Source organism: Gluconacetobacter dulcium (genome assembly GCF_014174165.1).
GTDB classification, from domain to species: Bacteria; Pseudomonadota; Alphaproteobacteria; order Acetobacterales; family Acetobacteraceae; genus Gluconacetobacter; species Gluconacetobacter dulcium.
This window is the reverse complement of the sequence record NZ_JABEQN010000043.1, coordinates 1-12,387: the sequence shown is the minus strand read 5'-3', so window position 1 is coordinate 12,387 and position 12,387 is coordinate 1. Positions and strand designations below refer to the sequence as shown.

Below are 12,387 nucleotides of genomic sequence, written 5' to 3'. Positions count from 1 at the left end.
ATCACCAATTCCCGCGTCTCCATCGAACGCCGCTGCTATTCGCGCCATGCCGCTTCCCTCCTATCGGAGAGAACCTAGCAGATTATCACTCTAAGTGAACAGTATTGGGGGTTAACCCCGGCAACGGTGTCGGTCAGCAACAACGAGAAATTGGCGGCATAGCAACACCGGGCAATAGCTTATTCAACCCGCAAATCTGTCCGAGCGAATGGGGCCAGCTCTATGCTCCCAACCGATCGGTCCTTCGATCAGTCGCAGAAGGTCTCGTGCAGGAACGTCCACAGTAATGTTCCCGTCGGTTCTCTTTGGAAGGTCACGCTTGACCAGCGCTCAGTCCGAGTTTCCCCTTGAGTCTGGATTTCTCGGTACGTGGCCAGGACGCCACCGGGGAAGACATGGCGGAGCATGACGTTCTCAATTGTCATAACCAGTCCAGGTCGAGAACCGCGCAGGGTTGGGAGCGCCTTAGCAAACGCCTCAAGAGGCAGGACACGACCGGCTGCGCCAATCATGGTATAATTTTTGGAAAAATGCTTGAGAACAGAACCCGTGTCGTCAGTGCCTTCACCACGAAACCAAGCCTGAAGGACAACATGCAGAGCGATGACTTCATTCTCGACAGTCTTGAGCAATGTATCAGTATCAGCCATGATAAAAGAATTCCTGAGGTCAGGGGTTCATAAGGACGGAAACAGCTGGATAAGCGTTAGCCCAGCCGGATGTCAGCGGTGCAACGAAGACATTCTCGGTTCGGGTACGGGCCACTTTCCATACGCCGTCAACCTTGCGGAACAGATTGTTGAGACGGCTCGAGCGCAAAAGCGCTGTTCCATCGTCGAAAATCCAGGGCTGACAGTGAATCCACTGGCCGTCGGCCTCATCACCATGGACATGAATCTGCTCGGACGTCAGGTAATGCGCGTTGAGCAGTAGGCCGGGTTTGCGGGCGGGACTCCAGAACTTTTCGAAATGGGTGCGAATTGCGTCTTTGCCCACTGCACGTCCGAACTGATTGTCGTAATAGGCACCGACACCCTCCCAGATCGCGTCTTCACAATATAAATCCATAATTCGGGCGATACGTTCGACATCGTCGATCTGGCCGACCTCCGGGCAAGGGGTGTCGCACAGGAACATGTATCGGGCCTGAAGTCGGCGGATATCCGCTTCGGCGGACAGTTCCTCCAGCTTCGCTTCCAGAATGCTCAAGCGTTTCTCGATGCTCACGGCGAGGTTTCCTTACGATTTCAGAAGGGATGACAGGGGGCGAGTGGGCAGCAGGGCTTCCGCCCAGAGTGCGTGTTCAAACAGTGTCTCGTCTGCCCCATGTGGACCGAGGCACTGGATGCCGACCGGCATGTTCAGTGGACCAACGAGACCCGGCAGTGTCACGGTAGGAAGGTAGAGCAGGGTCCACAGGCGGCTGAAGATCGGACTGCCTGTACCCTGGGTGCGTAACGGAGCTTCACCGGGCGCCGCAGGCGCCACCAGCATGTCGTACCGGGTGAAAAGGGCTGCGGCGCGTGTCCGCAGTCTCGCGGCTTCGTTCTGTGCGTGTTCGTACGTGGCGCGGGTGATGGCGCGTCCGGCTTCGATGAGGCCGACGATCTGCGGGCTGCATGTCTCGCGGCGCGCCTGATATTCCCAGGCCAGGGCTTGGGCGGCCTCGAAGCTCATGATCGTGATGTGCAGATCGGCTGCGGCGGCGAACTCGTCCATCTCCACCATTTCGACCGTCGTATGGGCGCTGAAGATACGTTCGGCCTCGGCCATCGCCATGCGTGTGCCGTCTTCGGCTTCGTGCCACCAGGGGGTGCGGCAGATGCCGATGCGGGCGGGGGCACGCGGGACGATGGTCGACGCGGCGGGGACCGGGCCGGCCAGCACGGCATCCGCCGCGATGGCCGTTGCGACGTCCGGCGTGATGGTTCCGAGCGCATCGAAGGACGGGCCGAGCGCCTTGACCCCGGAGAGCGCATAGCGTCCGTACGTGGGTTTGAAGCCGACGACGCCGCAATAGGACGCCGGGCGGGTAAGAGAGGCGGCCGTCTGAGAGGCGATGCCGATATCGACCATGCCCATGGCCACGGCGGCGGCGGACCCGCTGGACGAGCCGCCCGGCGTGCGCGCCGGATCGAACGGATTGGTCGTTGGGCCAGGTCGGAAGAAGGCGAATTCGGTGGTGACGGTCTTGCCTGCCATGGTGGCGCCGGCCGCGCGCAGCAACGCGACGCAGGCCGCGTCGCCCGTCGCGCGGTGGCCGGCATAGATGTCCGACCCGTAGCCTGTCGGATAATGCGCGGTGTCGATGATATCCTTGACGCCGACCAGACGGCCGGAGAGAGGGCCGGGAGGGGCTGTGCGCAGATCCGCCTCTATGCGTGCGGGATCGCAGGCTGTGAAGGCCCGGATCTCTGGCTCGAAGCGAGCGATGTGCGCGAGACGGGCGGTGGGGTCGATGGTCTGGCCTGTCATGACATTCCTGTCCCTGCATGGCGTTCCGTATGTGCGGGGAGATCGAAGGCGCCCCGGAAATAAAGCAGCGGGCCGGCCGCTGGGTCGGAATCGACCGTGACGCTGAGTGGTCGGGCGAGAAAGATCTCGTGTGTGCCGCCGCGCAGCGTTTCGACCACTTCGGCGGCGATGTGGACCAGGGCGCCCTCGACCAGCACCGTACCATCGGCTTCGCGGCGTGTGGCGACTGTGCCCTGTTTGCGGTCCGCCGGCATGGCGAAATAACGGGCGATCGGCTCCTGTTCGCGAGACAGCACGCTGAGGCCGAAGCGTCGGGCGTGTTCGATGGCCCGGCAGGTGGCGCTGCCGCGTTTGAGGCAGATGAGCAGGGTCAGCGGATCAAGCGATACCGAACTGAGGGCGCTGATGGTTGCGCCCTGGTCGCCGTGATCGTCCTGGGCGGTTACGACTGCCACACCGGTGGCAAAATGCGCCATCGCCTGTCGGAACTGATCGGATGTGATGGAAGCGGACGTCATGTGAATTGTCCTTCCGTCAGGCCGCGTTGTCGCCGGGCCAGAGCGGTCCGCGTTCGCGGCGCATCTTGCGCACGGCGGCATCGAACATCAGATCGGCCGCCGAGGAGTGGGTGATCAGGCCGGCGGCGTCGCGGGCGCAGCCGAGGCGGATCTCGTCGGACAGTTTGACGTCGGTGCCGGGAATCATGCCGGTATGGCACTGGATTTCGGCGGCGCGCTGGCAGATCCAGAGCAGGAAGAAGGCACGCGCGACATCGGCCTCGCCGACCGCGAGGCCGTGATTGCGCAGGACCAGCACATGCTTGTCGCCCAGGTTTTCCAGCATGCGCGGACGTTCTTCGTCATAGAGCGTGATGCCTTCGAAGGCGTGATAGCCGACGCGGCCGAATAACTGCGCGCCGTAGAAATTATCGTGGCTGAAGCCCGTCTCCTTCATCGCCACGGCGGTGACGGCGCTGGTGTGGGTGTGGATGACGCAATGGATATCGTCACGGGCGGTGTGGATCGCGCCGTGCAGGGCGAAGCCGGCAGGATTGGGCTTGTTGTCCGACTGGGTGACCAGTTCGCCGCTGGCATTGACCACCAGCAGGTTTTCCGGCGTTACCTCCTCGTAATGGAGGCCGAACGGATTGACGAGGTAGCGCGTCGGCTCGCCGGGCAGGCGCAGCGAGATGTGGTTGAAGATCATCTCGGTCCAGCCGAGATGGCTGACGAGGTGGTAGCACTCCGCCAGACGAACCCGAAGGGTCCATTCGTCCTGCAACGCATCGCTGGTCATGATGTCTGTTCCTTTAGGGGCAGGGAATGACGTTGAAAGGCCACGAGGCCCAGTAGCGTGTCGGTGACGGGTGTCGGCACGGCCAGCGCGCGCGCGAGCGCGACGAGTGCGTCGCCGATGGCCACGGTTTCGAGGAAGCGGCCGGCACGGAAATCCTGCAGCATGGAGGTCTGGTGGGGGCCGGCGGCCGCCATCATGGCGCAGATCGCCTCGGCCGGTTTGAGGGTGGGAATGCCGCAGGCCATGCCGACGGCCATGGCTTCGTCCAGCGTTGCGTGGACGATCGCGCGTGTGGCCCGGTCGGTCGCCATGGTGCCGAGCGTGGCGCCCGTGATGACCGAGAGCGGGTTCGATGCGACGTTGCTGACCAGTTTGGTCCAGACTTCGGCGTGGATGCTGCCGGAAACGGAGGCGTCGATTCCGCAGGTGTTGAGCAGGGCCGCCAGAATGTTCAGGCGGCTATCCCGACCGGACATGTCGGGGGCGACAAGGCCCAGCACCAGGCGCATCGGCCGCAGGGAATGAATCTGTCCGGGTGCCTCGCTGGAGGAAAAGGCGTAGGCGACGCCGCCCGCGATCTGCTGTGTCGGCAGATGGGAGGCCAGTTGGCCTGTCGGGTCCAGCAGGGGGGGAAGCGTGCGAAAAGCGGGCGAAGTGTCGTCCGTCGCCATCCACCAGGGCACGCCGTTGATGATGGGGACGATCAATGTGTCACGGCCGATGGCCGGCAGGACCGCCGGCAGCAGGCTGGACAGTTGATGCGACTTGACGGTGAGGAACAGGACGTCGACCGGGCCTGCGGCGCGCTCGGCAACGGCGGGTTGGCATGTGAAGACGGTGCCGGATTCGGTCAGGGTCAGGCCCTGGGTGCGCAGGCGGGACAGGGTTTCGCCGCGTGCGATCAGCGAAACCGATGCGCCGCCTCGTGCCAGGCAGGCCGCCAGAGTGCCGCCGAGCGCGCCGACGCCGGCGACGCAGAGACGCAGCCCTGTCACAGATCGACCACCAGCAGGGGGCTGAGCGCGCGCGAGCAGCAGAGCGCGATCTGGTCGGTGCGCTCGTCTTCAGTCAGATATTCGTCGCGGTGCTCGGGTTCGCCTTCCAGCACCGTGGCGACGCAGGTGCCGCAGATGCCCTGTTCGCAATTGACCCGCACCCTGACGCCGGCGCGGGCGAGGGCGGCCGTGATCGGTTCGTCGGCGGCGACAGTGACGCGCACCCCCGATTTGGCGGCCAGGACCTCGAAACTGCCGCCGTTTTCGACGGGCAGGGCGGAGAAAGCCTCGCGATGAATCTGCTCGGGCGTCAGGCCCAGCGCCAGCGCGGCCTCGGCCACCGCGTCCATCAGCCCGACCGGGCCGCAACTATAGACGCAGAGTTCCGAGGCGCCGCCATTGCGGGCGATGGCGGCAGCGATCGCGGCGTGGGGATCGAAGCGCGGCGTGTCCGGCTGGCTGCGATCGTGGATCTGGACCTGTGCGGCAAAACCTTCGCGTGCCAGCAGGGGGGTGAAGACGGGGTCGCGGGTCACATAATGCAGGGTGAATCGCTGGTTTGCGTGGGTCAGCGTGTGGGCCATCGCGATGAGGGGGGTGACGCCGATGCCGCCGCCGACCAGGAGCGCCTCGCCACGATGGCCCGTGTCGAGTGGGAAGAGATTGCGCGGCGCGCCGATGGCCAGCGTGGCGCCGGGCCGCACGCGATCATGCACGGCGCGCGATCCGCCGCGCCCCTGTGGTTCGAGCAGGACGCCGAGCCGGTAACGCGCGCGATCCGCCGGATCACCGCAGAGCGAATATTGCCGCACCAGATCGTCGTCCAGGAACAGGTCGATATGCGCCCCGGCCTGCCACGGCGGCAGGGTGCCGGCCTGGGGCAGCAGATCGAAGATCAGCACGTCGCCTCGTTGTTCGACGGTGTCGATGACGGTTTCGATCCGTGCGCGGCTGGTGGTCATCCGTCTGCTCTCCTCCGGCTCTATCGCAGATAGAGGCCGCAATTGATGTCGATGGTGGCGCCGGTGATGGAGCCGGCGTCGGCGCGCGCCAGTTCGACGACCATGCGCGCGATGGTGGCCGGGTCGCCCAGATGGCCGGTCGGCAGGCCGGATGCGATGCGCGCGGCGGCGTCGGCGCCGATGGTCTCGGCCACCGAGGGCAGGTCCAGCGGGCCGGGCGCGATCGCGTTCACCGTGATGCCGTGGGGGGCCAGGTCGCGCGCGAAGACCTTGGTCAGCGTGTGGACCGCGCCCTTGGATGCCGCGTAATGCGCCCCGGTCGCGGTACCGCCGTTCTGACCCGCCAGCGAGCCGATATTGACGATGCGGCCGGCCTGGTCGCGGGCGCGGAGGCGGCGGGCGAAACGCTGCGTGCAGAGGAAATTGCCGCGCAGATTGACCGCCATCACCGCGTCGAAGGTGTCGATGTCGATATCGAGCACCTTCTGAGCCTTCATGATCGCCGCGTTGTTGACCAGCAGCCAGGGAAGGCCGTGCGTGGCCTCTATCGTGTCGAGCGCGGTTTCGATCGCCGCCTCGGACGCAACGTCCAGCGCGACCGCATGGCCGCCGAGGCGGGTGGCGGTGGCCTGGGCAAGCGACAGGTCGCGGTCGCCCAGCACGACCTGGTAGCCCGCTGCCGCCAGGGCTTCGGCGATCGCGGCGCCCAGGCCGCGCGCGCCGCCCGTGACGAGGGCCACGGGAGCTTTTGCGGTGGTGCTCACAGGATGTAGCTCACCGCTGTGAGGGCTTCCGTGGCGATCAGCAGCCGGATCACCTTCAGGTCGATCTTCAGCCCGTCCGGAGTGCGGACCAGGCGATAGGTGATGTTGGCGGCGTAATCGCGTTCGCGGTGCTGGCGCAGTTCCTTGAGATACTGGGCGCAGCGCAGGGTGCAGGTGTCGCCGTCGTCGGCCAGCATGCGATAGCGCGACAGCAGGCGCACGGTCTGCGCAGGCGGCGCGGCCGAGATCGAACGGCCGCCCAGCAGGCGCTCGACGCGCTTGGCGCGCATCTCTGCGTCGTCATAAGCGTAGTTCAGGACGTTTTCGAAATCCTCTGCGTCCGGATCGGTGGGGATCACGTATCTGCCGCCCGGCGTGTAGAGGCCGAGCCATTCGTGGAACTGGCCATGATCGAGCAGGTCGGCTTCCAGCGTGATCAGGGCCACGGCTTCGTCGAGGGTGATGCTCATGCCACGGTCTCCTCGGCCGGTTCGCCGGTCATGGCGACCAGCCACTGGCGATAGGCGGCCCGCATGCCGGTCTCGGCGCTGACATCGCTGTAAAGATTGCCGTCGGCGCGTTTTTCCTCATGCGCCAGGCCGCGATTGAGCAGAATGGGAATGTCGCGGCCGGCCAGTGCGCCGCGATGCACACGGTCCCAGGCTTCGGCGTCATCGGGGGTGCCGAAGCCCATCGGACCCTGGAAATGCTCGTGCAGGCGCAGGCGGGCCTGGTTGGCGATGTCGGGGCCGCCATCCATGCCGATGGCGATATGACGGATTTCGGTCTGCGCCACGCCCAGCGGGCGCAGGACGCGGAAGAACGCCATCGAACAGGCCAGGTTGGGGAACAGGTTGAGGTTGAAGCCCGACCCGCCGACGGCACGGATGATCTGGCGCACCTTCTCCGGCGGATAGGTCTCGGCGAGCTGGTCGGCCAGTTCGAGGAAGCGTTCGGGGATCGGTGCGTCGAGATTCTCGTCCAGATCGACCAGTTCGGGGATCATCACCATGACCGAATGGCCATGCCCCAGATCCTCGACGAAGCCCGTGCCGCCGACGAAATTCAGAATGTCCTGCGTTTCCTGATCCACGGAATCGAGGAAGGATTTGTGCACGATCGGGAAATGATAGGCGTCGGTCGTGTTTTCGAGCTGGATCTTCCAGTTGCCGGGGAAGGTGAATTTGTGTTCGCCCATCGTTTTGACCGGCCAGCCTGCGCCCTGCTTCATGAAGAGGTCGATCCAGGGCTTCGCGGCGCCCAGCCAGCTATCCAGATCGGGAATGGCGTGGTCGAAGGTCGCGAAGATCAGGCCCTGATATTCTTCGACCCGCAGATTGACCAGCGGCAGCGAAGCCTTGTCCAGATCCTGTCCATAGCCGTTCTGGTGCGGCACCCCGCGCAGCGCGCCGTCCAGCCCGTAGGCCCAGCCGTGATAGGGGCACACGAAGCTGGCCGTGTTGCCCTTGTGCTGCTCGCAGACCGTCGCGGCGCGGTGGCGGCAGCGATTGAGCATGACATGGACCGCGCCCTTGCGGTCGCGCGACACGATGACCGGATGGGGGCCGACGAACGTGGTGATGAAATCGCCGGGCTCGGGGATTTCGCTGCGATGCGCGACCCAGATCCAGTTGTGCATGAAGATGCGGTCCATCTCCAGATCGAACAGGGCGGGATCGTTGTAGATTGATCCGTCGGCCCTGTCTGTCTCCAGAAAGCGGCGAGGATCGGGCTGATCGCTCATGGTTTGACTCCCTTGCATAATGAAAAAATCGCAGGAATATCGATCGGTTTACGGATAGCCGGGGCGACCGCCACGACCGAGGATCAGTCGGCCCGCGACTTCGTAATTGCTGCGTGCCATGAAGGCGTGCTGCGCCACCACCGCGCAATCCTGCATGCAGCGCGCCAGGATATGGTCGGCGTCCACCGCGGCGATGCCGCCCAGCTCGAAACAGCGGCGTGCGACCTCGTAGGACGTCTGTGCAGCGTGGATGCACGCCAGGCGTATCCGTGCGGCGCAGGCTTCGTCAGGCGTTCCGTTTTCGGCCGCGGCCATGGCCTGCCGCGTGACGTCGTAGAAGAAACAGCGCGCCGCGGAGAGCATCGCCTCGGCCTCCGCGATGCTGAACTGGACATAAGGACGGTCGGCCATCACCGGGGCGCCGGTGATGGATTTGCGTCCCTGAGCCATGGCGGAGATCTCGTTCAGTGCCCGGCGGGCGCAGCCCAGCCCGACGACCGTCAGTACCTGAGCCGCCAGGGCCAGAGAGGGGTAGCGATAGATTGGGCCTTCCAGATTGGATGGGCCGCCACGGATGAACGTCCAGTCCATCGGGACACGGATGGCCTCGGCCACGATATCGTGGCTGCCGGTGCCGGCCATGCCCATCGTGTTCCAGGTTTCGTCGATGCGTGCCTGCTCCGCCGGGAAGACGGCGGTACGGGGCAGACCGTCGCCGGCCGGCCCGTTAGGCAGGGATACGCCCACGCCCAGCAGGTCCGCACCGGTGCAGCCGCTGGCATAAGGCCAACGGCCGGACACGACCAGATCGCCATCCGCGATACCGGCCGGGCAGGGAGGGAATATCGCGCCGGCGAAGACGACGTCGGGACCTTTCCGATAGATCGCCTCCAGCGTCTGGACCGGCAGGGCCGCGAGATAGAGGGCCGATACGCCGAAACTGGCGACCCAACCGGCCGAACCGTCGGCCTTGGCGATCGTCTCGATGGTTTCGAGGAAACGATCGGGGGTGATCTCCAGGCCGCCGAACCGTCGGGCGACGAAGGCGCGATAGATGCCGATGGCCCTGAAGCCCGCTACGATATCGTCATCCAGCCGGCGCGCCTTGCGGAAGGAGAGTGCCCGGTCGCCGATCTGCTTCAGAAGGGCATCGAATTCCGGCCCATTCGCAAACTGCGATTGCGCCTGCTCGACAGAAGTTAACATCCTCCACCCTTTCCTTCGCTTCCGACCGTTCGAAACGGTTTGGATACGTTAGCATAGTTACGTGAAGTTTCCACTAAAAAGTGCGCATGACGATCATGGGAATCATGCGGGCCGGGGGCGCGGCCGTTCTGCGCGACCATGCGGGCGACAGCGGACTCCATGGCTATCTCATTTTGATAGTGAAATAGTAAAATCATGTGTTGCCTTCATATCATTCGATGTCGCGCACTCGGGATGCGGCAGGATGTGCGGTGTGCGCTTTCGTGAAGATGGCGCGCGAAGCCGACATGACGCTGGGGCTGCTTTCAGCCTGTGCTGGTTTCAGCCTGTCGGGGCAAGGCGTCTTTTCATGATCGCGGTGCAGCCCGAAGGAAAAAGTGTTTTTTTGTATGAATATTCCACCGATTGGTCAATGATGAATGATCTTTGATCGAAACGTATTGTCGCGGCTATCCGGCTGGATCGATGTGGAGATGGTCTCGCCCTCTTGCACGCAGGTCGGCGATATCGGGGGTTCCGAGCAGAATCATGCCGGTCTGGATTCCTGTGTGGAACAGGGTGAGGATATCGCCGACGCCCGACATGCCGCCGGTTGCCAGGCCGTAGGCCCACGGGCGCCCGATCAGCACGCCCTGTGCGCCCAGGGCCAGTGCCTTGACGACATCCGTGCCGTGGCGGAACCCGCCATCGACGCAGATATCCAGCCCGCTGCCGGCGGCGTCGCGGCAGGCGGCGAGCGTTTCGACGGGTGAGACGGCACCATCGAGTTGCCGGCCGCCGTGATTGGACAGGATGACGCCGTCCAGTCCCGCCGACACCGCGCGGGCGGTATCGTCCGGGCGGAGAATCCCCTTGAGGATCAGGCGGCCTTTCCAGAGGTCGCGCAGGGCGGCGATGTCGTCCCAGCCGATGGCGGGGTCGATGGCGCGGCCGATCGCGGCCGCCTGCGCGAACAGGGTCTGGCCCATTCCGTATGGTTCCAGATTGCGGATGATCCGGTCGGGGCGGCGCAGCGTGCCATGCAGCCAGCGGGGCCGAAGCAGGCACTGGCCCGCGAGACGGCCGGACAGTCGCGTGGCACTGCGGAACCCGTTGCGGGCATCGCGCAGGCGAAGGGGGGTGACGGGCGTATCGACCGTGACCACCAGCGTGCGGACCCCGGCGGCCCACGCCCGGCCCACCATGTCGCGGGTCATCGCGCGGTCGCGGAAGATATAGAGTTGGAACATCAGCCCCGCCGGATCGACGGCGGCCGCGATGTCCTCGATCGATGCGAGGGCGAAGTGCGAGACGCACATCGAGATGCCGGCACGCGCGGCGGCCATGGCGGCCGCGATTTCGCCGCCCGGTGCGAGCATCCCGGCCATGCCGACGGGGGCCAGGGCCACGGGAAAGCGATGGGCGATGCCGAACAGCGTGGTGCCGGTATCGGCCGTGCCCGCGCCGGACAGGACGGAGGGCAGGAACCCGATCCCCGCAAGGGCCGACAGGTTGCGGCCCAGGGAATGTTCCGCGCCGGCACCGCCATCGACATAGTCGAAAAGCCACCGGGGCACCCGGCGGCGGGCTTCGTGCCTGGCATCCTCGACTGAAATGACCATCGGCGGCCTCGCATCGTGCTGTCGGCCGCGAGGGCGGCCGGCAGGTCGATGCTATGTCGTTATAGTTTCCATTTCCAGTTATTTTTCATATTAATCCGGCGATGCGGCGCGCGGTGCGGGTCAGGAGATCCGGTCAGTAGATATTGTCGTAGATCTTCTGGATCATCTGCATCAGATGCTCCATTTCGTTGTCTGGAATATCGTGGAACGCGCGCTGGAAGATCAGCCCGGCCTTCGCGCGGACCAGGTCGAGCGCCGCCCGGCCCTTCTCGGTCAGCCGCACTTCGGTGACGCGGCCGTCCTGTGCGGAGACCGAGGTTTTGGTCAGGCCCTCGCCCTCCATGCGATAGATCAGCTTCGTCATGGTCGAGACGCGCGTGACCGCCAGGTCGGCGATGGTGCTGATCGCCGCCGTCTCGTGTTCGTAGAGGATGTTGATCACGCGCCACCGGGGAACGTCCATGCCGATCGGCTTCAGGTGGGCGTCCATGCGCAGGTGGTACAGGCCGACGAGGCGGGAGAGATGGAAGAACGGCGAGGTCTGGGGGGAAAAGGACGGGTCCGTCGGGTCGGCCCGTTTCCAGATTTTGCCACGCTTCAAGACAGATTCCCCCAGGCACCGCGATTGATCGGCCTCGTAGGTATCTTATTCCTGGGGCTGAGGAAAGGCGAGCCGCCTCGCCGGCCTTGCCAGCAGGGCGAGGAGGGAGAGGCCGGCCAGGGCCGCCATGTAGCCGCAGACCGCCCCATTCCCCCACCGGCTGTGGACCAGCAGCGTGGCGACCACGGGCGAGATGCCGCCGGCCAGCAGCGCCCCAGCCTCATGCGCCACGGCGACGCCCAGATAGCGATGGGCGGGCGGGAACAGGGCGGAGAGCAGGGCTGGCTCGACCGCGATCATGGGGGCGTGACACAAACCCATGCCGACGATGAAAGCCAGGATGACCCCGCTCTGGCTGCCTGACGCGACCAGTGCCAGAAAAGGGCCGCAGAACAGCGCCATGCCGGCGGCGCCCAGGGCATAGATCGTCCGCGCGCCCAGATGCTCGGCCAGCCAGCCGAAGGCGGGCATCGCCAGACCGTCCGCCACCATGCCCAGCGTGCCGGCGAGCAGCATCCAGCGATCCGGCACATGGTGCATGTGCCCGTAAGCCATGCCGAAGACCAACATCATGTAGATGCTTCCGTTCTCGGCCAGCCGAAGCATCGTGCCCGTCAGCAGGGGGAGCCCCACAATACTGTTCACTTAGAGGGTATAATGACGATATTGGGGCGATAGGGTGGAGGCCTGCCACGATGGCGACGAGGATAACGTGGTTTGAGCCGCTTGACGCCGCGGTGACG

14 protein-coding genes are annotated in these 12,387 nt (G+C 65.0%); all 14 read right to left on the bottom strand.

What is annotated here, in order from left to right; all coding sequences use genetic code 11:
- Window positions 1-248: 248 nt before the first annotated feature.
- A complete protein-coding gene (locus HLH25_RS19515; protein ID WP_182975672.1) occupies window positions 249-650 on the bottom strand; it encodes a hypothetical protein in 402 nt (133 codons plus the stop codon).
- A 19-nt stretch (window positions 651-669) separates the two neighbouring features.
- Complete coding sequence (locus HLH25_RS19510; protein WP_182975671.1) at window positions 670-1,227, bottom strand: nuclear transport factor 2 family protein; 558 nt, start codon at window positions 1,225-1,227, stop codon at window positions 670-672.
- A 12-nt stretch (window positions 1,228-1,239) separates the two neighbouring features.
- Window positions 1,240-2,475 (bottom strand): amidase, encoded by a 1,236-nt coding sequence (locus tag HLH25_RS19505; protein ID WP_182975670.1) that lies wholly within the window; start codon window positions 2,473-2,475, stop codon window positions 1,240-1,242.
- Window positions 2,472-2,993 (bottom strand): flavin reductase family protein, encoded by a 522-nt coding sequence (locus HLH25_RS19500; protein ID WP_246402863.1) that lies wholly within the window; start codon window positions 2,991-2,993, stop codon window positions 2,472-2,474. The genes HLH25_RS19505 and HLH25_RS19500 overlap by 4 nt, the downstream gene beginning before the upstream one ends.
- A 16-nt stretch (window positions 2,994-3,009) precedes the next feature.
- On the bottom strand, window positions 3,010-3,771 hold the full coding sequence (locus HLH25_RS19495; RefSeq protein WP_182975669.1) for a class II aldolase/adducin family protein: 762 nt from the start codon (window positions 3,769-3,771) through the stop codon (window positions 3,010-3,012).
- Entirely contained in the window at window positions 3,768-4,766 is a 999-nt protein-coding gene (locus tag HLH25_RS19490) for a ketopantoate reductase family protein (protein ID WP_182975668.1), read from the bottom strand. Before HLH25_RS19490 ends, HLH25_RS19495 begins: the two co-directional genes overlap by 4 nt.
- Window positions 4,763-5,728 carry a PDR/VanB family oxidoreductase gene (locus tag HLH25_RS19485; RefSeq protein ID WP_182975667.1) on the bottom strand — a complete coding sequence of 322 codons (966 nt, stop codon included), beginning with the start codon at window positions 5,726-5,728 and terminating at the stop codon, window positions 4,763-4,765. The genes HLH25_RS19490 and HLH25_RS19485 overlap by 4 nt, the downstream gene beginning before the upstream one ends.
- A 20-nt stretch (window positions 5,729-5,748) precedes the next feature.
- Window positions 5,749-6,492 carry an SDR family NAD(P)-dependent oxidoreductase gene (locus tag HLH25_RS19480; RefSeq protein ID WP_182975666.1) on the bottom strand — a complete coding sequence of 248 codons (744 nt, stop codon included), beginning with the start codon at window positions 6,490-6,492 and terminating at the stop codon, window positions 5,749-5,751.
- Window positions 6,489-6,962, bottom strand: coding sequence for an aromatic-ring-hydroxylating dioxygenase subunit beta (locus HLH25_RS19475; protein WP_182975665.1), 474 nt, complete (start codon window positions 6,960-6,962; stop codon window positions 6,489-6,491). The genes HLH25_RS19480 and HLH25_RS19475 overlap by 4 nt, the downstream gene beginning before the upstream one ends.
- Complete coding sequence (locus tag HLH25_RS19470) at window positions 6,959-8,236, bottom strand: aromatic ring-hydroxylating oxygenase subunit alpha (protein WP_182975664.1); 1,278 nt, start codon at window positions 8,234-8,236, stop codon at window positions 6,959-6,961. The genes HLH25_RS19475 and HLH25_RS19470 overlap by 4 nt, the downstream gene beginning before the upstream one ends.
- Window positions 8,237-8,284: 48 nt before the next feature.
- The gene (locus HLH25_RS19465) at window positions 8,285-9,442 is read right to left on the bottom strand and encodes an acyl-CoA dehydrogenase family protein (RefSeq protein ID WP_182975663.1); all 1,158 of its coding nucleotides are present in this window, start codon (window positions 9,440-9,442) and stop codon (window positions 8,285-8,287) included.
- A gap of 449 nt (window positions 9,443-9,891) precedes the next feature.
- The gene (locus tag HLH25_RS19460; RefSeq protein ID WP_182975662.1) at window positions 9,892-11,043 is read right to left on the bottom strand and encodes an alpha-hydroxy acid oxidase; all 1,152 of its coding nucleotides are present in this window, start codon (window positions 11,041-11,043) and stop codon (window positions 9,892-9,894) included.
- 133 nt (window positions 11,044-11,176) lie between these two features.
- On the bottom strand, window positions 11,177-11,644 hold the full coding sequence (locus HLH25_RS19455; protein ID WP_246402860.1) for a MarR family winged helix-turn-helix transcriptional regulator: 468 nt from the start codon (window positions 11,642-11,644) through the stop codon (window positions 11,177-11,179).
- 45 nt (window positions 11,645-11,689) lie between these two features.
- On the bottom strand, window positions 11,690-12,277 hold the full coding sequence (locus HLH25_RS19450) for an MFS transporter (RefSeq protein ID WP_182975661.1): 588 nt from the start codon (window positions 12,275-12,277) through the stop codon (window positions 11,690-11,692).
- Window positions 12,278-12,387 lie beyond the last annotated feature (110 nt).